At 73.5% G+C, this 19,707-nt stretch carries 21 protein-coding genes and 1 tRNA gene; 12 read left to right on the top strand and 10 right to left on the bottom strand.

Annotated elements, in window-relative coordinates; genetic code table 11:
• Nucleotides 1–725 precede the first annotated feature (725 nt).
• The 3 genes from ACI79Q_RS07190 to ACI79Q_RS07180 all read left to right on the top strand — a co-directional run bounded on the left by ACI79Q_RS07190 (nucleotide 726) and on the right by ACI79Q_RS07180 (nucleotide 2,761).
• Nucleotides 726–917: a hypothetical protein gene (locus ACI79Q_RS07190; protein WP_456614460.1), complete on the top strand. Its 192-nt coding sequence runs from the start codon at nucleotides 726–728 to the stop codon at nucleotides 915–917.
• 237 nt (nucleotides 918–1,154) lie between these two features.
• Nucleotides 1,155–1,406 carry a hypothetical protein gene (locus ACI79Q_RS07185; RefSeq protein ID WP_456614459.1) on the top strand — a complete coding sequence of 84 codons (252 nt, stop codon included), beginning with the start codon at nucleotides 1,155–1,157 and terminating at the stop codon, nucleotides 1,404–1,406.
• A gap of 371 nt (nucleotides 1,407–1,777) precedes the next feature.
• Nucleotides 1,778–2,761: a tyrosine-type recombinase/integrase gene (locus tag ACI79Q_RS07180; protein WP_456614458.1), complete on the top strand. Its 984-nt coding sequence runs from the start codon at nucleotides 1,778–1,780 to the stop codon at nucleotides 2,759–2,761.
• 67 nt (nucleotides 2,762–2,828) lie between these two features.
• Here ACI79Q_RS07180 and ACI79Q_RS07175 read toward each other — a convergent pair.
• A tRNA-Arg gene (locus ACI79Q_RS07175) sits at nucleotides 2,829–2,901 on the bottom strand.
• Between the two features lie 188 nt (nucleotides 2,902–3,089).
• Here ACI79Q_RS07175 and ACI79Q_RS07170 point away from each other — a divergent pair.
• The 3 genes from ACI79Q_RS07170 to ACI79Q_RS07160 all read left to right on the top strand — a co-directional run bounded on the left by ACI79Q_RS07170 (nucleotide 3,090) and on the right by ACI79Q_RS07160 (nucleotide 6,318).
• A complete protein-coding gene (locus ACI79Q_RS07170) occupies nucleotides 3,090–3,635 on the top strand; it encodes a single-stranded DNA-binding protein (protein ID WP_456599446.1) in 546 nt (181 codons plus the stop codon).
• A 100-nt stretch (nucleotides 3,636–3,735) separates the two neighbouring features.
• A complete protein-coding gene (gene ettA / locus ACI79Q_RS07165; RefSeq protein ID WP_456587693.1) occupies nucleotides 3,736–5,406 on the top strand; it encodes an energy-dependent translational throttle protein EttA in 1,671 nt (556 codons plus the stop codon).
• A 288-nt stretch (nucleotides 5,407–5,694) separates the two neighbouring features.
• Nucleotides 5,695–6,318, top strand: coding sequence for a maleylpyruvate isomerase family mycothiol-dependent enzyme (locus ACI79Q_RS07160; RefSeq protein ID WP_456614457.1), 624 nt, complete (start codon nucleotides 5,695–5,697; stop codon nucleotides 6,316–6,318).
• Nucleotides 6,319–6,349: 31 nt separating this feature from the next.
• Here the strand turns inward: ACI79Q_RS07160 and ACI79Q_RS07155 are convergent, their stop codons facing one another.
• Nucleotides 6,350–6,688, bottom strand: a complete 339-nt coding sequence (locus tag ACI79Q_RS07155; protein WP_456612648.1) for a protein-tyrosine phosphatase family protein — start codon at nucleotides 6,686–6,688, stop codon at nucleotides 6,350–6,352.
• Between the two features lie 163 nt (nucleotides 6,689–6,851).
• On the opposite strand from ACI79Q_RS07155, the gene ACI79Q_RS07150 reads away from it, so the two are divergent.
• The gene (locus ACI79Q_RS07150; protein ID WP_456587690.1) at nucleotides 6,852–7,268 is read left to right on the top strand and encodes an acyl-CoA thioesterase; all 417 of its coding nucleotides are present in this window, start codon (nucleotides 6,852–6,854) and stop codon (nucleotides 7,266–7,268) included.
• A 111-nt stretch (nucleotides 7,269–7,379) separates the two neighbouring features.
• Here ACI79Q_RS07150 and ACI79Q_RS07145 read toward each other — a convergent pair whose 3' ends face one another.
• From ACI79Q_RS07145 to ACI79Q_RS07110, 8 genes are all read right to left on the bottom strand, one after another.
• Nucleotides 7,380–7,916, bottom strand: a complete 537-nt coding sequence (locus tag ACI79Q_RS07145) for an MOSC domain-containing protein (RefSeq protein ID WP_456614456.1) — start codon at nucleotides 7,914–7,916, stop codon at nucleotides 7,380–7,382.
• A gap of 16 nt (nucleotides 7,917–7,932) precedes the next feature.
• On the bottom strand, nucleotides 7,933–8,589 hold the full coding sequence (locus ACI79Q_RS07140) for an energy-coupling factor transporter transmembrane component T family protein (protein ID WP_456614455.1): 657 nt from the start codon (nucleotides 8,587–8,589) through the stop codon (nucleotides 7,933–7,935).
• Nucleotides 8,586–9,320: an energy-coupling factor ABC transporter ATP-binding protein gene (locus ACI79Q_RS07135; RefSeq protein WP_456587687.1), complete on the bottom strand. Its 735-nt coding sequence runs from the start codon at nucleotides 9,318–9,320 to the stop codon at nucleotides 8,586–8,588. Before ACI79Q_RS07135 ends, ACI79Q_RS07140 begins: the two co-directional genes overlap by 4 nt.
• Nucleotides 9,317–9,880, bottom strand: a complete 564-nt coding sequence (locus ACI79Q_RS07130; RefSeq protein WP_456599451.1) for a biotin transporter BioY — start codon at nucleotides 9,878–9,880, stop codon at nucleotides 9,317–9,319. The genes ACI79Q_RS07135 and ACI79Q_RS07130 overlap by 4 nt, the downstream gene beginning before the upstream one ends.
• 102 nt (nucleotides 9,881–9,982) lie before the next feature.
• Nucleotides 9,983–11,623: a glycoside hydrolase family 13 protein gene (locus ACI79Q_RS07125; protein WP_456614454.1), complete on the bottom strand. Its 1,641-nt coding sequence runs from the start codon at nucleotides 11,621–11,623 to the stop codon at nucleotides 9,983–9,985.
• Nucleotides 11,624–11,699: 76 nt separating this feature from the next.
• Nucleotides 11,700–12,119 (bottom strand): globin, encoded by a 420-nt coding sequence (locus tag ACI79Q_RS07120; RefSeq protein WP_456614453.1) that lies wholly within the window; start codon nucleotides 12,117–12,119, stop codon nucleotides 11,700–11,702.
• On the bottom strand, nucleotides 12,116–13,450 hold the full coding sequence (locus ACI79Q_RS07115; protein WP_456612651.1) for an MFS transporter: 1,335 nt from the start codon (nucleotides 13,448–13,450) through the stop codon (nucleotides 12,116–12,118). The genes ACI79Q_RS07120 and ACI79Q_RS07115 overlap by 4 nt, the downstream gene beginning before the upstream one ends.
• A 128-nt stretch (nucleotides 13,451–13,578) precedes the next feature.
• Nucleotides 13,579–15,678, bottom strand: coding sequence for a prolyl oligopeptidase family serine peptidase (locus tag ACI79Q_RS07110; RefSeq protein WP_456614452.1), 2,100 nt, complete (start codon nucleotides 15,676–15,678; stop codon nucleotides 13,579–13,581).
• A gap of 141 nt (nucleotides 15,679–15,819) precedes the next feature.
• Between ACI79Q_RS07110 and ACI79Q_RS07105 the strand changes: the two genes are divergently transcribed.
• Genes ACI79Q_RS07105 through ACI79Q_RS07085 form a run of 5 tightly spaced genes read left to right on the top strand, consistent with a single transcriptional unit; the run spans nucleotide 15,820 to nucleotide 19,669 of the window.
• The gene (locus ACI79Q_RS07105; protein WP_456587681.1) at nucleotides 15,820–16,425 is read left to right on the top strand and encodes an HNH endonuclease; all 606 of its coding nucleotides are present in this window, start codon (nucleotides 15,820–15,822) and stop codon (nucleotides 16,423–16,425) included.
• Nucleotides 16,422–17,279, top strand: a complete 858-nt coding sequence (locus tag ACI79Q_RS07100) for an SCO6745 family protein (protein WP_456614451.1) — start codon at nucleotides 16,422–16,424, stop codon at nucleotides 17,277–17,279. The genes ACI79Q_RS07105 and ACI79Q_RS07100 overlap by 4 nt, the downstream gene beginning before the upstream one ends.
• Before the next feature lie 11 nt (nucleotides 17,280–17,290).
• Nucleotides 17,291–18,724, top strand: coding sequence for an amidase (locus ACI79Q_RS07095; protein ID WP_456614450.1), 1,434 nt, complete (start codon nucleotides 17,291–17,293; stop codon nucleotides 18,722–18,724).
• 30 nt (nucleotides 18,725–18,754) lie between these two features.
• Complete coding sequence (ctaJ, locus tag ACI79Q_RS07090; RefSeq protein ID WP_456614449.1) at nucleotides 18,755–19,156, top strand: aa3-type cytochrome oxidase subunit CtaJ; 402 nt, start codon at nucleotides 18,755–18,757, stop codon at nucleotides 19,154–19,156.
• Between the two features lie 54 nt (nucleotides 19,157–19,210).
• A complete protein-coding gene (locus ACI79Q_RS07085; protein ID WP_456587677.1) occupies nucleotides 19,211–19,669 on the top strand; it encodes a DUF5130 family protein in 459 nt (152 codons plus the stop codon).
• The last annotated feature ends 38 nt before the right edge of the window (nucleotides 19,670–19,707 follow it).

Below are 19,707 nucleotides of genomic sequence, written 5' to 3'. Positions count from 1 at the left end.
GGTACAGCGGCGAACCACACCTCGCGACATCCAGCCCTGTGCAACCAGTCACGAAGGCCCGGGTTCTTTTCGCGGCCAACGCTGTGCTGCTGGAGTCGAGATTCCAGTCGCTTGGCTTGGCCGACGTAGACCCACGAGACATCGATCGGAAGACCATGCAGCTCTACCACGTCGCAGTACGCATAGATGCCCGAGTGCACAGGGGCAGAGGCTGCAGCCGCCCCAACGCTGCGACAGCGCACCCATCGAAGGTTTTCTGAAACCGCGACGCCGGGCATGGCTACAGTCTGCACGACCATGCCGCTGGACGCAAGGTTTTTAAAAACCACTACGCCGGACCTTCGGTGACCAGGCGAGGGACCCTGCGGGGCGCGCTGTGACGGGTCGTAAGCGGTCCGGACAACGCGAGAGATGCTAGGAGGTGCGCGGACGACAGGTCCCCGGTGTGACAGAGAGCCAGTCATGACTTCCGGCTGAGCCGCCGACGCGGAAGTGAATCGAGCCGCCGCCGGAGTTGCAATCGCCGGTTCGGTCCTGGCCCTGATTAGGTGCAGCACGGAGGGCGACGAAGACTTCCAAGCGACCACGCAGTCGTTGGCCGATCGTTCGCCGACGCCGCTCGTCCGATCGCCGAGCAGCTCACCACCCACCCCGACGACGGATCCGCAGCCCCTCGTCGACAGAGCCTTCCTGGACTTCGTAGTCGATCACACGAGCCTGAAGGCGTGCTGAGCGCCGAGCAGCTGTTGCGTCGTGGCGAACGGGCGTGCGCCGTCGTCGACAGCGGCGGCTCGTTGCTCGATGCCACGGACCAAACGTCCATGTCGGGGAGCTGTGAGGGTGACGCCTTCATTCTTGTGATCCTCGCGTCGAAGACACTGTGGCCTGAACACGCCGACGCCCCTTCGGGGACCTGACGCAGCGGTGGGCCGCCAAGGATTTTCCTGCAGCTCGCGAAGCGGAGGCGACGTGCAGCGCAGCAGGCGGAAGACCACGTTCTGTGCTCCGCCCCGCGGGTCTCGCGACCGGCATCATGCAGTTTGACGTTGTGACCGCCGTGACTTCACTTCGGCGACTAGCCTTGCGCGCCAGAGGCGGGCCGTGCCGAATGAGGCCGGGATGCGCTGCTTGCTGTGCGAGCGGGAGGTGGACTGATGAAGCGGGTCGCTGAGGCCCTCGTGGAGATCAGGCGCCCGCTCTCGGAGGTGGAGATCGCCCGCCTGTTCGCGCTCGCCAAGGAGCACGGGGTCACACTCACGATCGGGTGGGGATCGCACCTCGGCATCCCTAGCCCGAGCGCGACGCTCGGCAAGTCCATCTGGACGGCCAACGGTGCCCCGCTTCGGCTCCTTCGCTTCCTCTGGAAGGGCCGCGGCATGGCGAAGTGGACGGTTCCTGATGTGTGAGCGACTACCGCCCGAGCCTTCGACCTTCTGCTGACTGCCGACCGGGTTGACACGGGACACGTCGCGTGATGGCACGTGGCGCTACCTGCCTACTCGTTACCCAAGTAGCGTCGGCTGCCATGGGCAGAAAGGCGCTCAACCTGGGGGAGCGCGGCGAGGTGGAGGTCACCCCGCAACGGCGCGACGAAGGCGGCAAGTGGAAGAAGGCCCCGAACGGTCGTAGTGCGGAGCGGTGGCGTGCGCGCTGCTATTACCGGGGGTACGACGGCGTATAGCGTGATCTTTCCCGTGTCGCCGCCACGAAAACCAGGGCACTGGCAGCCCTGGACGCGGGCATCACCGAGCGGTTGAACAGCGTCGGAGAAGTACCGATGAGCGCGACGATGACCCTCGTGGCGGCCGGGCAGGTGTGGCTCGCCGGCATCCGGCGCACCGACTCCGGTCTCAGTCCTCGCACCGTCGAGGACTACGGGCGCACCTTCGTCCGGTACGTCGACAGAGCCGGTTCCTCGGTGCGGGGGCTGACCCTCACCGAGGCCAACAACCCCCAGCGACTCCGCACCTTTCTGCAGACCGTCGCCGACAACCACGGCACTGGGGCCGCCGCCGCCGCGCGGTCCGTGCTAATGGGCATTTTGAACCTTGCCGTTGACAACGGCACACTGCTCACCAACGCCATGCGCCAGGTGCGCCTCGTGAAGTCGCAGAAGGTTCACCCGCGACGGGAAGGCCGCGAGCCTCGCGACATGACCCGCGCCTTCACCCGCGGAGAACGGGACGCGCTCATCGCCCACGGTGACAAGCTCGCCCTCGCGGAGGATGTGCTCCCGCAGACGGCCCGAAAGCGTCAGGCCGTCGCGGACCTCGCGGCGTTCATGGCCTACACCGGCGTCCGCATCACCGAGGCTCGTTCCCTCCGGTGGGAAGACGTGGACCTCGAGCCGGACGGGCCGGGCCAGCCGAGCGTCCTGATCAGGGGGACGAAGTCCAAGTCCTCCCGGCGCCGCCTACCCCTGCCCAGCACCCTGGCTGCCAGGCTACGCAGGCGGCGGGAGCAGACCGGTGGGACTGGCTACGTGTTCGCGTCCCCTCATCTGGCAGACACAGAGCAGGCGTGGGATCAGTCGAACTGTGCGAAGGCGCTGGCTCATCTGTTCCTCGAAGCCGGACTCTCGTGGGCGGTTCCGCATACGTTCCGTCGCACCGTGGCCAGCCTGCTTCACGAACGGAGGGTGCCGCTGGTGCAGATCGCGGATCAGCTCGGGCACGCCGATCCAGCTATGACCGCTCGGGTGTACCTCGGGCGTGACCTGATGGGGGACCGGCAGTCGGTCGCCGACGCGCTTGACGGGTAATTATCTCGGTAACCGGCCGCCATGTCGTCGTTCCTCTGCGCAAAACCGCAGGTCAATGGAGTAAAGGCGCGCCCGGCAGGGATCGAACCTGCGACCAAGTGCTTAGAAGGCACCTGCTCTATCCGCTGAGCTACGGGCGCTCGCGACCGATCATCGCACCGCCCCGCTCGCGGGGGACCGCGCCCGGGTGCGGGGTCGTCCACAAGGGGCAGGCGTGTCCACAGTTCCGGGAAAGGCCTGCTCCGGTCCCCGGCGGGCGGTGAGGGTCGACGGCACACCGGCACCGCGCCGGTCGCGCCACCCGGCGCAGCACCCTCCGAGGAGCACCGTGAACGACACCATCGTCACCGTCGTCGGCAACGTCGCCGACGACCCGCGCCGCAAGACCACGCAGAACGGCGCGGTAACCAACTTCCGCATGGCCTCCACCGCCCGCCGCTACGACTCCGGCAGCGGGCAGTACGTCGACTCCGGCACGTTCTGGATCGACGTGGAGTGCTGGAACACGCTGAGCGGCAACGTGTCCGCCTCGGTGAGCAAGGGCGACCCGGTCATCGTCCGGGGCGCGATCACCACGCACAGCTGGGACTCCGACACGGGTCGCCGGAGCAAGCCGCAGATCAAGGCCTTCGAGGTCGGCCACGACCTCACCCGGGGCAGGGCCGTGTTCCGGCGCGACCGGTCGGAGCGAGCCCTGGAGGGCAGGGATGGCGTCGACACCGCGACCGGTGAGCTGCACCCGGAGGCCGACGAACCGGCCGAGGCGTACCCGACGACCGAGGAGTTGCGGGCGGGACGGGACTACGTGGGGGACGACGAGACGTTGTCCTCGGTGGACGACCTCGATCCCTCGGAGGAGCCCGCGCACATCTAGTTGCCCGGGCTGGGAGGATCGGAGGCGAGAACGTACGGGGTGGGGTCGCGACCCGCGGCCCCGCCCCCGCTCGCGAGACGACGGAAGGCTCGGCAAGCCAGTGGCTCAGTACATCTACACGATGGTCCGCGCGCGCAAGGCGCACGGCGACAAGGTGATCCTCGACAACGTCACCCTGTCCTTCCTGCCCGGCGCGAAGATCGGCGTGGTCGGTCCCAACGGGGCCGGCAAGTCGACCGTGCTCCAGATCATGGCCGGCCTGCAGCAGCCCTCCAACGGTGACGCGACGCTCGCCCCCGACGCCACCGTCGGCATCCTGCTGCAGGAGCCGCCGCTGAACGAGGAGCTCGACGTCCGCGGCAACGTCGAGGAGGCGGTCAAGCCGCTCCGCGACGCCCTGCGCCGCTTCGAGGAGGTCAGCGCGGCGATGGGCGAGCCCGACGCCGACTTCGACGCGCTGATGGCCGAGCAGGGCGAGCTCATGGAGGTCATCGAGAACTCCGACGGTTGGGAGCTCGACGCCCGCATCGAGCAGGCGATGGACGCGCTGCGCTGCCCGCCGGGCGACGCCGACGTCACCGTGCTCTCCGGTGGTGAGCGCCGCCGCGTCGCGCTGTGCAAGCTGCTGCTCGAGGCGCCCGACCTGCTGCTGCTGGACGAGCCGACCAACCACCTCGACGCCGAGAGCGTGGCCTGGCTGGAGCAGCACCTGGAGAAGTACGCCGGCACCGTCGTCGCGGTCACCCACGACCGGTACTTCCTGGACAACGTGGCCCAGTGGATCCTCGAGCTCGACCGGGGCCGGGCGTACCCCTACGAGGGCAACTACTCCACCTACCTGGAGACCAAGGCCGCGCGCCTGCAGGTCGAAGGAGCCAAGGACGCCAAGCGGCAGAAGCGCCTCAAGGAGGAGCTGGAGTGGGTCCGCTCCGGCGCCAAGGCCCGCCAGGCCAAGAGCAAGGCGCGTCTGGCCCGCTACGAGGAGATGGCCGCCGAGGCCGAGAAGTTCCGCAAGCTGGACTTCGAGGAGATCCAGATCCCGCCGGGCCCGCGGCTGGGCAGCGTCGTGGTCGAGACGAAGAACCTCACCAAGGGCTTCGGCGACCGCGTCCTCATCGACGACCTGACCTTCACCCTCCCGCGCAACGGCATCGTCGGTGTCGTCGGCCCGAACGGCGTCGGCAAGACCACGCTGTTCAAGATGCTGGTCGGCGAGGAGAAGCCGGACGACGGCGAGATCAAGGTCGGCGAGACGGTGCAGCTCTCCTACGTGGAGCAGAACCGCAGCGGCATCGACCCGAAGAAGACCCTGTGGGAGGTCGTCTCCGACGGCCTCGACCACATCAAGGTCGGCAACGTCGAGATGCCCTCGCGCGCCTACGTCGCCGCGTTCGGGTTCAAGGGCCCGGACCAGCAGAAGCCGGCCGGGGTGCTCTCCGGCGGTGAGCGCAACCGGCTGAACCTGGCGCTGACCCTCAAGCAGGGCGGCAACCTGCTGCTGCTCGACGAGCCCACCAACGACCTCGACACGGAGACGCTGACCAGCCTCGAGGGCGCGCTGCTGGAGTTCCCCGGCTGCGCCGTCGTCGTCAGCCACGACCGGTGGTTCCTCGACCGCGTGGCGACGCACATCCTCGCCTACGAGGGCGACTCGAAGTGGTTCTGGTTCGAGGGCAACTTCGCCGACTACGAGAAGAACAAGGTCGAGCGGCTCGGCCCGGACGCGGCCCGTCCGCACCGCGCCACCTACCGCAAGCTCACCCGCGACTAAGGCCCTCTTCGGAGGCTCGGCCCGAGCTTGCGAGGGCCGAGGGGGAAGAGGGTCCTTCCGCCCGCTGCCCCCCACGCCTCGCACGTTCGGTGCGGGTCCCCGCAGCGGGGCCGTTCCATCGCCGCACCCTCGGCCGGTCCGGAGCATCTGCTCTGGACCGGCCGTCGGCGTTCCGGGGAGGGGACCGGGGACGTCCCGCTCCGTGCCCCCTGGTCCACCGCGCTCCGGCCTCCTAGCCTCGCGTCGTCCTCGTCGTGCACCGGCACGACCGCGATCCGCGGGGTGCGCATGGACTTGTTGGACCTGGCCCGGGCCGAACGCGAGGACCTCCGCGCGCTCCTGGTGGGTCTCGCCCCCGAGCAGTGGGCTGCCCCGTCGTTGTGCGAGGGCTGGTCGGTCCGCGACGTGGTGGCGCACGTGCTGAGCTACGAGGAGCTCGGCACACGGCAGCTGGCCGAGCGGTTCCTCCGCGGCCGCTTCACGGTGGACCGCACGAACGCCGTGGGGCTGCGCGAGTACGGCACCCGGACACCTGCTGAGCTGGTCCGGCTCCTGGACGACCACCTCACGCCCTCCGGGCTGACCGCCGGGATGGGGGGAGCCATCGCGCTGACCGACGAGATGATCCACCAGCAGGACATCCGCCGTCCCCTCGGTGTGCCCCGGTCCATCCCGGCCGAGCGGGTGGTGCCGGCGCTGCGGACCGCGCTGTTCGCCCCGACGCTGCTGGGGGTGCTCCGCGTGCGCGGCGTGCGGCTGGTGGCCACGGACGTCGACTGGACGTTCGGGCGCGGCCCCGAGGTCACGGGCACGGCTGAGGCGCTCCTCATGACCGTGGCCGGGCGCCGCGGTGTGGTCGGGGAACTGTCCGGACCCGGCCAGGAGCGGCTGGCCCGGCGCCTCCGCGGATGACCCCCGGCATCGGTTGCCGGCCACCGGCGTGTCAGCCGAACCGCTCGACGAAGCGGCGCTGCCACGGCGTCTCCACCGCGCGACGTCGGTAGCCGCGACGGACGAACGCCACGGCCCGGTCGGACGGGACGCCGTCCAGCACCGCGAGACAGGCCAGCGCCGTACCGGTGCGCCCGGTCCCGCCCCGGCAGGCGACCTCGACCCGACCATCGACGGTGCGTTCCAGCGCGGCCCGCAGTGCCTCCCGCAGCGCCGCCGGGTCGGCCGGCAGCGAGAAGTCGCGCCAGCGCACCCAGCGGCTCTCCCACGGGACGCGGGGCCGGCGACCGCCCAGGTAGACCCCGAACGTCGGCTGCGGCCCCGCTGCCACCCGCCGGAGCGACCTCCCGCGGACGCGCCGCCCCGAGGGGAGCGTCAGCACGCCCGGCGCATCCGCCGCCCACGGCTCCACATCGACGACGCTAGATCCCCGGTGCCCCCCGATGCAGCCGCCCCGGCACGGCTCGCCCGTCGGCGTAGGGCAGGGTGGCGGCGTGAGGCACACGGTGCACGTCCCCATGCGCTGGTCGGACATGGACGCCTACCAGCACATCAACAACGTCGCCTTCCTCGGCTACTTCGAGATGGCGCGGGTCAACCTCTTCTTCGAGCAACCGACGCACGACGAGAGCACCGGCATGCGCCGCGGGCTCGTCGTCGCATCGCACGAGATCGCCTACAAGCGGTCGGTCGTCTACGACGCCGAGCCCCTCGAGGTGCAGGTCTGGGTGTCCGGCATCCGCGCCGCAGCGTTCACCTGCCACTACGAGCTCTTCGACCACGGGGCGCTCGCCGTCACGGGCAGCACGCTGCTCGTGCCGTTCGACTTCGCCCTGAACCGGCCCCGCCGGATCACCGCGGAGGAGAAGGAGTTCCTCGCCCGCTGGACCGACGAGCCCGCCGGCACCTGAGCTCCCACGCACCCGGGAGCTCGGCGAGGAGCAGGTCGACGGACGCTCTGCCTCTGCTCCCCGTGGCACTCAGAGGCAGAGCGCACGCGAAGACCCGTGGCGGTCGGCGGGTCAGCCGTTGACGACCCGGGGCACGGGGCGGTCGGCACCTGTCGGCGCACCGCGGCGGGCGGCCTCCTCCTCCGGGACCGGCCGCACGACGGCGCCCTCGGCGATCACCGCGCCCCCGAACACGGCCGCGTTGATGCCGCCGCGGTGCACCATCGCCTTCACCAGCTTGAGCCCGGTCAGCCGCTCCAGGTGCGTGCACGGCGGGCAGCGCTTCATCCCGAACAGCAGTGCGTCGCCCACCGCGAACCACCGGCCCACCAGCGAGGACAGGTCCACGCCGGTGGTCACCAGGTTCCGCCGGGTGTCCGCGGTCGAGAACGCGCCGCCCATCTCGGCGGCCACGGCGGCGACGTCGTCCCGGTCGATCAGCGTCAGCTGCTTCTCCAGGTCCGGGTACTGCGCCCACGTGCCGCCGCCCAGGGCGTAGCGGTCGCCGTCCAGCCCCACCCCCGGCACCAGCCGCGCCGACGGCCTCCGGCTCATGGGTCCCGCGGCCGCGGGCGTCGTCCAGATCTCCAGCAGCGAACCGGTGTGCACGGGGGCCTCCACGGGGTCAGGCGGCGGCAGCGGGGGAGCGGCGTCCCCGGGCCGGGGGGACGTCGTCCGCGCCGCGGGCGTCCAGCGCCTCGCTCACGGTGTGCGCCATCTGCAGCAGCTGTACCAGCAGCGGGGCCACCGTCGTCCGCACGCCCCGGATCCCGCGCGCCGACCCGCCGCGTGCGGCCTGCGCCTCCCGGATGCGTGCGGCGCGCTCGGCCAGCACCGGGATGAACCGCAGCGCCATCGACACGACCAGCCCGATCCGCGCGGGACGCACGCCGACCACCCGCAGCGGGGCGCACAGCCGCTCGATCACGGCCACCATCTCGGTCACCCGCGTCGTCGCCGTCACCACGCCGGCGGCCAGCACCAGGGCCAGCAACCGGAGGACTGTGACTGCGGCGGTGGTCGGGTCGCTGAACACGGTGTGGAAGACCAGCAGGCCGACCAGCCACCACAGCACCGTGCGCGCCTGCCGGGCCAGCGCCGCCGCCGGCACGCGCGCGAGCCCGATGCCGACGGCGAGCACGCCCAGCAGGGCGCCGGCGACCACGGGCACCGTCGGCACGACGAACAGGGCGACCGCGAGGGCCGCCAGCGTCAGCAGCTTCGCGCCCGCGGGCAGCCGGTGCACGGGGCTGCGGCGGGGCACGTACAGGGCGAGGGTCATCGGTGCTCCATCAGCGCCCGGTAGGCCGCGATCGCCACCCGCGGGGCGGCGTCCTCCACGATCCGGCCGCCGTCGACGACGAGCACCCGGTCGAAGCCGTCGAGCAGGTCCAGCTGGTGGGTGACCACGACCACCTGCTGCTCCAGCTCGTCGATCACGCGGGCGACGCGCCGGGCGTTGACCAGGTCCAGCAGCGTCGTCGGCTCGTCGAACACCACGCGGGCGGGCCGCATGACCAGCACTCCGGCGATCGCCAGCAGCTGCTTCTGCCCGCCGGAGAGCAGGTGCGCGGGGTGGTCGGCGTGCCCGGCCAGCCCGTACCGCGCCAGCACCTCGGCGACCCGCGCCGCCCGCTCGGCGGCCGGCACGCCCTGGTTCTCCAGCCCGTAGGCGGCGTCCTCGGCGACGGTGGGATGGACGATCTGCGCGTCGGGGTCCTGGAAGACGAAGCCCACGCGGCGGCGGACCTCGCGCACGGAGCTGCGGGTGTCCAGGCCGTCGACCAGCACCTGCCCGGACGTCGGCACGACCAGCCCGTTGAGCAACCGGGCGAAGGTGCTCTTGCCCGAGCCGTTGGCGCCGACGACGCCGATGCGCGCCTCGGTCAGGTGCAAGTCGACGTCGCTCAGCACGGCGCGGTCGCCGTAGCGGTGCGAGACGCCCCGTAGCTCGATCCCGCGGGCCGGGTCGGCGACGGCGTCGGCCCGCGGCTCCGACCTGCGGAACCTCACCGGCCGGCGAGCGCCCGCTGCGGTCGGTCGATCACCGGGTAGCTGCGGCGCACCTGGACGGCGATCGCCGCGGCGATGAACGCCTTGGCCGCGTCGCCGGGCAGGAACGGCAGGGCGCCGGAGACGATCGCCGCGCCCAGCGAGAGGTTGCCGACGGCGGCGAGCACCGGCACGCCGATCAGGTAGATGACGACCATGCCGCCGAGGATGTTGAACAGCACGCCCCAGGCGACGTTGTAGCGGGCCCAGAACCGCTCGGTCAGCCAGCCGGTGGCGAACGCGGCGAACGGCCAGCTGATCAGGTAGCCGGCGGTCGGGCCGGCGAAGACGCCGAGGCCGCCGCTGCCGCTGGCCAGCAGCGGCAGGCCGATCGCGACCAGCACCAGGAACAGCAGCACGGCCAGGAAGCCGCGGCGGGCACCGAGCACGCTGCCGGCGAGCATCACGCCGAGCGTCTGCGCGGTGATCGGGACCGGGCCGATGTTCACGGCGGGCAGGGTGCCCAGCACGGCGATGATGGCCGCGAAGAGAGCGATGTAGGCCAGGTCCCGGGTCTTCATGTCAGCTCCTGCATCGGACCGGTAGGTGGGCGCCGCCGGCCCGGCGTCGCCTGCGGCAAGGTACCCGAGCGCCGCGGGGCGCCCGGGCACCGGCCGGTCGGCTCAGGGCTGCAGCCACACCGCGGCGTCGTCGGGCAGCTTGCCGTCGTCGACCGGCGCGCTGCTCAGCAGCACCCGGCCCTCGGGCAGCGGCACGGGGGCGCCGGACAGGTTGACCAGGCAGACCAGCCCGCCGGGACGCCGGAAGGCGACACAACGCTCGGGTGACTGCAACCACTGCAGATCCTCGCCGTGGAACAGCGGGGACGAGGCGCGCAGGGCGAGCGCGCTTCGGTACAGCGACAGCATCGAACGGTCGTCCGTGCGCTGGGCCTCGGCCGTCAGGGACGCCCAGCCGTCGGGCATGGGCAGCCAGGTGTCGGCCGCGGACGAGAAGCCGTAGGGCGGCTCGGTACCCGACCACGGCACCGGGATGCGGCAGGCGTCGCGCCCGCGCTCGGTGCCGCCCGAGCGGAACCACATGGGGTCCTGCAGCACCTCGTCGGGCAGGTCGACGTCGGGCATGCCGAGCTCGTCGCCGTTGTACAGGTAGGCCGCTCCCGGCAGGGCCAGCTGCAGCAGCGCGGCCGCGCGGGCTCGCCGGGTGCCGAGCTCCCCGCCGCCGTACCGGGTCACGTGCCGCGGGCGGTCGTGGTTGGACAGCACCCAGCACGCGGGCGCCGGTGTGCCCTCGACCGCGGCGAGGGAGTGGGTGATCGCGTCGCGCAGCCCGTCCGGCGTCCACTCGGCGGTGAGCAGCTTGAAGTTGAACGCCAGCTGCAGCTCGTCCTCGCGCAGGTACTGGGCCAGCCGGTCGTCGTCGGAGACCCACACCTCACCGACGGCCATGGTGCCCGGGTACTGGTCGAGCACCGCCCGGATGCGGCGGTGCACCACGTGCACGCCGTCCTGGTCGAACCGGTGGTCGCCGGGGCCGTGGTCGTCGAGCAGCCCGGTGTCGTCCATGGGGACCATGTCGGGCAGCCCGTCCGGCTTGGCCATGCCGTGGGCGACGTCGATCCGGAAGCCGTCGACCCCGCGGTCGAGCCAGAAGCGCATCGTCTCCTCGAGGTCGGCCACGACCTCGGGGTTCGCGAAGTTCAGGTCCGGCTGCTCGGGGGCGAAGATGTGCAGGTACCACTCCCCGTCGGGCACCCGGGTCCACGCCGGGCCACCGAACACCGACGGCCAGTTGTTCGGCGGCTCGCTGCCGTCGGGCCCGCGCCCGTCGCGGAACAGGTAGCGCGCCCGCTCCGGGGACCCGGGGCCGGCGGCCAGCGCCGCCTGGAACCACTCGCGCTCGTGGGAGCTGTGGTTGGGCACCAGGTCGATGGTGACCCGCAGGCCGAGGGCGTGGGCCTCGCCGAGCATCGCGTCGAACTCCGGCAGGTCCCCGAAGACCGGCTCGACGTCCCGGGGGTGGGCGACGTCGTAGCCGTGGTCGGCCATCGGCGAGGGGAAGAACGGCGTGATCCACAGGGCGTCGACGCCCAGGTCGCGCAGGTACGGCAGGCGCGACCGCAGGCCGGCCAGGTCGCCGACGCCGTCGCCGTTCCCGTCGGCGAAGCTGCGGATGTAGACCTGGTAGAACACCGCGTCGCGCCACCAGTCGGCGCCGGGGCGCAGGGTGCGTACGGTCCCCTGCAGGGGCCCGCCGCGAGCGGGCGAGTGGTGGGGGGCAGGGGGTCCTTCAGCCGGGCTCACCGGGCTCCTCGATGTCGGTACGTGCAGTGTCGGTGCGCGCTCACGTCCCCGGACGGGGACCGGCGGGAGCCGGGGATCAGCCCTCGGCGTCGGCGGGGAAGCGGTTCTGCATGCTGCGGGCGGCCATCTCCAGGTAACCCCACAGCGTCGCGTCCTGCTCGGGCGGGAGCCCGAGGGAGTCGACGGCGTCGCGCATGTGGGTGAGCCAGGCGTCCCGCTCCACCGGGCCGATGGCGAAGGGCGCGTGCCGCATCCGCAGCCGCGGGTGCCCGCGCTGCTCGGAGTAGGTCGTCGGCCCGCCCCAGTACTGCTCGAGGAAGCCACGCAGCCGCGTCTCGGCGCCCTCCCAGTCGTTCTGGGGGTACAGCGGCTGCAGCACGGGGTCGGTGCGGACGGCGGCGTAGAAGCGCTGCACCAGCCGGCGGAAGGTCTCCTCGCCCCCGACCTCGTCGTAGAAGGTCCGCCCCGACGGCAGGGACCGCCTCGACTCGCTCATGCTCCGGTAGCCCCCTCGGCCTCGACCACGACGTCCGCCCGGTTCCGCGTCCGCCGATAGGCCCTCAGCGCCGGGGCGACCGCGATCATTCCGAGGGCGCCCGAGAGGGCCACGACGACAGCCGGGCTGAGCCCCTCGGCGGCCAGGCCGGCGGCGAGCGCGCCGATGCCCTGCACCCCGGCCAGCCCGCTGGCCGCGACCCCGAACGCGCGCCCGCGGTAGGCGCTGGGCACCGCCTGCACGAAGGCGACGTTGAGCGGGATGGACCAGGCGGCGCCGAGCCCCGAGAGGAAGAGCATCCCGACCAGGATCCAGAACGGCACCGCCCCCGGGCCGGCCACCGCCGCGACCACGCCGCCGACCAGCACCGGGGCGAGGGAGACCAGTACCAGCGGGGCGACGAGCCGCTCCCGTCGCGCCGGCGGGACCAGGCGCGCGATGACCAGCCCGCCGATGGTGACCCCCAGCGGGTTGGCCGCGAGCAGGATGCCGACCGCCGTCGCGCCCTGGCCGAGCGAGTCCACCAGCGGCGCGGCGATCCCCTCGGAGGCGTAGACGAAGCCCGTGGTGACCCAGAGGACGGCGACGATCGCCAGCAGGCGGGGGCTGCGCCGGATGAACCGCAGGCCGTCCGAGGCGTCGCGCCACAGCGATCCGGGCGCGCCGGCGCCGTCGGTCGCCGGCGCCGGCCGGGGCTTCAGCCGGGCCCACAACCAGACGGCGGAGACGACGAACGTGGCCGCGTCGATCAGCAGCGCGGCGGAGGGGTTGAGCACCGCCACGAGGGCGCCGCCGGCGAGGAAGCCGGCCACCTGGGCCAGCTGCAGCGTGATCCCGGTGAGCGAGGTGGCGACGGCGTACCGGTCGCCGTCGAGCACGTCGGCCATGAGCGCCGACCGCGCCGACTCGAACGGGGGCGCGCACAGGCCGACCACGAACAGGAGGCCGAGCAGGAGCGGCAGCGGCATGCCCGGGATCGCCATCAGGGCCACCAGCCCGGCTCGGGCGAGGTCCGTGGCGATGAGCACCCGGTGGCGGGGCAGCCGGTCGGCGAACGCCGACAGCAGCGGCCCGCCGAGCAGCCAGGGCAGGTGGCTGATGGCGAAGGTGAGGGCGGCCAGCAGCGGGGAGTCGGTGCGCGCGTAGACCAGTACGGTCAGCGCCACCCGGGCCAGCTCGTCGCCGGCCGCGGACAGCAGGTAGGTTCCGAACAACGGCCGGAACTCGCGGACGGCGAAGACCTCGCGGAACGTGGCCTGCCGGACGGTGGCGTCGTCGCCGGGGTCGTCCGGTGCCTCGGCGCTCAGCGGAGCCCCGTTCCCGCAGCCCACGAGCCGCCGCGGTCGGCGGCGGCCGGTCCGGCGTCAGCGCCGAGCACGGTCGGTGATCCGGTCATTACCGGAATCATTTCAGGCGCAACGCGTGCCGTCAGCATCGTCGAATGGGCGTGTCGATCCCGTTACCGATCGCCTGGTGATCCGGGAAGTCCCGTGTGCGCCGCCAGGAACGCCAGCTGGTCGGCCGCGAGCCCCACGGTCCGGCTGACCGCACGCGCGCCGTGGCCGACGGAGGTCTCCCGCCGCAGCACGATCGGGGCGTCCGCCGAGGTGGCGTGCTGCAGCGCAGCGGCCAGCTTCCGGCCGTGCAGCGGGTCGACGCGGGTGTCGGACTCGAACGTCGTCACGAGCACCGCCGGGTACGCCGTGCCCGGGCGCACCGCGTGGTACGGGGAGTAGCTCAGCAACCACCCCAGCTGCACCGGGTCGTCGGCGGTGCCGTACTCGTCGTTCCAGGTGCGGCCGAGGCCGAAGCGCTCGTACCGCACCATGTCCAGCAGGGGGGCGCTGCAGACGACGGCGGCGGCGAGCTCGGGCCGCTGGGTCAGCGTGGCGCCCACGAGCAGGCCGCCGTTCGACCCGCCCATGACCGCCAGCTGCGGGTGCGTCGTCCACCCCTCGGCCACCAGGTGCTCCGCGGCGGCGGCGAAGTCGTCGAACACGTTCTGCTTGCGCTCCCGCATCCCGGCGCGGTGCCACTCCTCGCCGTGCTCCGACCCGCCGCGCAGGTTGGCCACCACCCAGACGCCGCCCGCGGCGACCCAGGCGAGGGCCTGTGCCGTGTAGGCCGGGGTGAGCGAGACGTTGAACCCGCCGTAGCCGTAGAGGACCGTGGGGCGGGGGCGGTCGGGTGCACCGGTGCCCGAGAGCACGAACAGGTGCACGGGCGTGCCGTCCTTCGACCGCGCGTGCGTCTCGACGACGGTCAGCGGTGGCACGTCGCCGGCGACATCCGCCTGCTCCCAGGCCTCGAGCCCACCGGGGGCGGTGGCGTCCCAGCGCAGCACCGACGGCGGCGTCGCGTAGTCGGTGTAGCCGACCCACGCGGTGGTGCCGCCCTCGGGCGGTGCACTCAGCCCCGAGATGCTGCCGGGGCCCGGCGGCGCCACCTCGGTGATCCGGCCGCCGCCGTCCCCCGCCCAGAGCGAGAGCCGGTCGGTGGCGTCCACGGCGTGCACCGCCAGCACCTGCAGGTCGCCGTCGGGCGCATCGACGAGCGCGGCGTCGGAGAGCACCGCGCCCTCCTGCTGCGGGACGACGTCGGTCCACGCCGCCGGCGCCCAGGTGGCCGGGTCCTCGGGGTCGGCGACCGCGAGCCGCCAGCGCGGGGCGTCGCGGTCGGAGAGCAGGTACAGCCGGCCGTCGCGCGCGACCCACGCGGCGGTCTGGGCGTCGACGCCGCGCTGCAGCTCGCGTAGGTCGCCGGACCCGCGCAGGTCGGCCAGCCAGACGTCGTCGCGCGGGGCGGTGCCCGCCGACGCCGAGACGACCAGCCAGCGCCCGTCCGCGCTGGTGCGGACCCCGTAGTAGTTGGTGGGGTCCAGGGTGGGTGGGTCGAAGGTGTCGCCGTGCACGAGCAGGTCGCCGGACGGGTCGGCGCCGACGCGGTGGCGCCACACCCGGCGGTGGTACTGCTCCTCGCCCGCCGGCACCTGGTCCGGCGGGAGCCGGCGGACGTAGAACAGCTCCTCGCCACCGGGCAGCCAGCCGACGGGGGAGTAGCGGCACCGGTCGATCGGGCCGTCCAGCAGCTCACCGGTGTTCACGTCGAGCACGTACAGCCGCGACTCCTCGTCGCCACCGGTGGAGAGCTGGTAGGCCAGCCGGTCGCCCTCCCACGAGGGCGACCACGCGTCGAGCGTCGTCGTCCCGTCCGGGTCGAGCTCCATCGGGTCGACGAGCACGCGCACGGTGCCGTCGGCCTCCCGCACCCGGAGCACGGCGTGCTCCTGGCCCGGGTCGCGGCGGGTCGAGAAGGCCCGCCCGCCGCGCCACACCGGCACGCCGACGGCGCCCGCCCGCACCAGCTCCCCGAGCCGCGCGGCGAACCGATCACGGGCCGGGAGCGCACCGAGCACCTCGGCGGCCAGCCCGTCCTGCGCCGCCGACCACTCCCGCGTGCGCGGGTCGGCGGGGTCCTCGAGCCAGCGGTAGGGGTCGGCGATGCGGTGGCCGTGCAGCTCCTCGACCAGGTCCAGGCGCGGGGCCTCCGGGTAACGCATGGCCGGAACGCTAGTGGCGGGCACCGACATCCGCCGGGGCCGCGGGGATTTCCAGTGCGCCGAGCGGCGGTCCTCGGGTCAGAATGGGGCTGCCCGCGGGTCGCGCAGCACCCGACGGTCCGGGGCGTCCGGAGGTGATCCGTGCCGCGTTCCGCGCCCGGGTCGACGTCGGCGGGTCACCCAGGCCCGCGTCGCGACCCCGTCCCGCCGCTCGTCCCCCTGCCCGCGCCCGCCACCACGGGGGCCACTCTGCTGCTGAACGCGACCTACGAGCCGTTGTGCGTCGTCTCCAGCCGGCGGGCGATCGTGCTGGTGCTCACCGGGAAGGCCGAGCCGGTCGACGTCACCGCCGACGTCGTCCACGCCGAGCGCCTGAGCCTGCCCGTGCCCGTGGTCGTGCGGCTCACCCGCTACGTCCGGGTGCCCTATCCCGCGTCGGTCCCGCTGTCGCGCCGGGCCGTGTTCACCCGCGACGGGCAGACCTGCGTGTACTGCGGCGGCTCGGCCACCAGCATCGACCACGTGGTGCCGCGCAGCCGCGGCGGCACTCACACGTGGGACAACGTGGTGGCCGCCTGCCGCCGGTGCAACCACACCAAGGCCGATCGCTCGCTGGCCGAGCTCGGCTGGAAGCTGCCGCGCCCGCCCAGCACGCCGAGCGGCGCGGCCTGGCGGCTGCTCGGGCACCGCACCGTCGACCCCCGGTGGCGGGAGTGGCTCGGCGTCCCGGAGAGCGTCAGCGCGTGAACGACGCTCGCCGGCTGTGGGCGCTCGCCGAGCCGCTGCACGCGCTCACGTACTTCGCCCCGGAGTCGCAGGCCGCGGCGGCCGAGGTCGGCCTGCGCGGGTTCTGGAACGGCTACTTCGCCTTCCGCGCGGCGCCCCTGGGCCCGGTCGGCGCCGAGGTGGTGACGGCGACGTTCGTCAACTTCGAGCCGTCCTTCGTCGCCCGCCGGGTCCCCGGCGTGTGGACGACGGTCACCCCGGCCGCCGCACTGGCGGCGCGGCTGAGCGGGGTCGACGCCGCCGTCCGCCGCGTGCTGGGGCAGGAGTGGGTCGGTTCGTCCGCGGCGATCGAGGCGATGGAGCTGGCCGCCACCGCGGCCGCCGCCGTCGACCCGCCCGGGCGTCCGCTCGCCGCGGCGAACGCCGGGCTGGCCGTCCCCCCGGAGCCGCACCTGGTGCTCTGGCAGGCGCTCACCACGCTGCGGGAGCACCGCGGGGACGGCCACACCGCCGTCCTGCTGGCCCACGAGGTCGACGGCCTGGGCAGCCACGTGCTGGCCGCCGCGGCCGGCCGCGCCGACCGGGCGTGGCTGCAGAAGGCGCGCGGCTGGGACGACCCGGCGTGGGAGGGAGTGGCGGCAGCGCTGGCCGACCGCGGGTGGCTGGCCGGCGACCGGCTCACCGCTGCCGGGCAGGACGCGGTCGCCGGGATCGAGGCCGACACCGACCGCCTGGCCGCCGGTCCCTGGCGGGCGCTCGGGGAGTCCGGGTGCCGGCGACTGGCCGAGCTGCTCGACCCGCTGCGCCGTGCCGTCGTGGACGCCGGGGACTGGCCGGCGGGCAACCCGATCGGCGTCCCCGAACCGGGGGACTAGCGTCCTGGAGCGTGACCCAGCTGCACGACCTCACCGCACTGGAGCAGGCCGCCGCCGTCCGGTCGGGGGAGGTGAGCCCCACCGAGCTCGTAGCTCACGCGCTGTCGCGGATCGACGCCCACGATGCCGGCCTGGGCGCCTTCGTCACCGTCACGCCGGAGCGGGCCCACGCCGCCGCGGCCGCGGCCGAGGCCCGGTTGCGGGAGGGCGGCGACCTGCCTCCGCTGCTGGGGGTGCCCACCGCGATCAAGGACCTGAACAACACCGCGGGTGTCCGGACGACGTTCGGCTCCGCGGCGCTGGCCGACTTCGTGCCCGCCGTCGACGACGCGGTGGTCACCCGGCTGGCCGCCGCGGGTGCCATCAGCTTGGGCAAGACGAACACGCCCGAGTTCGGCTTCCCCTGCTACACCGACAACGACCTGGTTGGGCCGGCCCGGTGCCCCTGGGACACCTCCCGGCTCGCCGGCGGCTCCAGCGGGGGAGCGGCGGTCGCCGTCGCCGCCGGCTTCCTGCCCTTCGCGCAGGGCAGCGACGGCGGTGGTTCCATCCGCATCCCCGCCAGCATCAACGGCCTGGTCGGCATCAAGCCGACCCGCGGCCGGATCAGCAACGCCCCCTACGGCAGCGAGGTGACCGGGCTGGGCACCAGCGGTCCGCTGGCCCGCACCGTGCGCGATGCGGCCGCGATGCTCGACGCGATGGCCGGGCCCGAGATCGGTGATCCGTTCTGGGCCCCGCCGCTGCCGGCCGGTGAGACCTTCCTCGGCTGGGCCGACCGGGAGCCGGGCCGGCTGCGCATCGGGCGATACACCGAGTCGGCCATGCCCGGGGCAGAGCTGGAACCGGAGGTGGCCGGGGCCTTCGACGACGCCGCGCGGCTGCTGGCGGACCTGGGCCACGACGTCGAGGACGTGCCCACCGGCCTGCTCGACGCCGCGGTGCTGCCGTCCTTCGAGCGGGTCTGGGCGCTGAGCGCGACCACCCTGCCGGTCCCACCCGGGCGCGAGGAGCTGCTGAAGCCGCTGACCCGCTGGATGCAGGACCGGGGCCTCGCGCTGTCGGCCCGGGACGCGATGGAGGCGATGTTCGCCCTCCGCGCCTTCTCCCGGCAGTTCCTGCGCGCGACCGCCGGCTACGATGTGCTGCTCGCCCCGGTGCTCACGATGACCCCCCGACCCATCGGCTGGTTCGGGGAGGACGGCGAGGGTGGGCCGGACTTCGAGCGGCAGAAGCGCTACGCCGCGTTCACCGCGCTGTTCAACGTCACCGGGCAGCCCGCGGTCAGCGTCCCGCTGCACTGGACGGCCGACGACCTGCCGATCGGCACCATGCTCGTCGGCCGCCCCGCTGACGAGGCCACCCTCGTCGCGCTCTCCGCCCAGCTGGAGGCAGCCCGCCCGTGGCACCACCGGCGCCCCGCCGTCTGGGCCGACAGCCGATGAGGACGACCGCCTCCCGGTAAGTTGTCGGGTGTGACCGTCGCCGAGACCCTCCTCGTCTACGCCGCCATCCCGCTCGCCGTCGTGCTGGTGCTGGCGTTGCTGACCCTGAAGCCCGGCAGCGGCCGGCGTACCCGGTACAAGCCGGGCCAGCCCTGGAACCACGCGCCCGTCTGGTACGAGCCGCACCCCGCGCACGTCGGTGGCCACGGCCCCGCGCCGGCGCACGGCCCGGCCGCCGTCCCGGGCAGCGGCACCGCCGCCCTGGGCTCGTCGATGTACCCGGAGCAGCCGGGCGAGCGCGCCCTCGACGCGAAGGCGGGGGCGGGCCCCGAGGTGGGCGTCGGCACCGGTGGCGCGCACGCCGCCGGCACGAACCCCACCCACAGCCCGAAGCCGGCCGGCCCGCTGGGCGGCGCCCGCGGGACCTGGTGACGGACCCCCGGTGACTGTTCCCGACGTTCCGACGACCTGCCCCGGAGGCCGGCCATGACCAGCGTGTTCGAAGTCGATTCTCACGACACCGCCACCGAGGCGACCCTCCCGGCGCGCACCGACGAAGGCCGGCTCGACGAGGTGTTCAGCTTCCGGGAGCTGGCCCGCCTCGACGAGGCGCTCACCATGTCCTCCCGCGAGACCGGGCTGCGCTTCACCCTCTACGTGGGTGAGCTGCGCACGCCGACCCGCGCGCACGCCGAGGAGCTGCACGCCCGCTCGGGCGAGAACCCCTCCGACGCGGTGCTGATCGCCGTCTCGCCGGGGCAGCGCGTGGTGGAGGTGGTCACCGGTGCCGGGGCCGCGCGCCGGCTGCCCGACCGCGCCTGCGCCCTGGCGGTGCTCTCCATGACCAGCGCGTTCGCCAACGGCGACCTGGTCGGCGGCATCGTCAACGGGCTGCGCCAGCTCTCCGACCAGGCCGGGCACCCCTCGGGGCTCCGCCCCCGCTGAACGACGACGAAGGCGCCGCACCCCCTCGGGAGTGCGGC

The organism is Blastococcus sp. SYSU DS0828 (assembly GCF_054050975.1).
The sequence above is the reverse complement of the archived record's forward strand: the minus strand, read 5'-3'. Positions and strand labels throughout refer to the sequence as shown.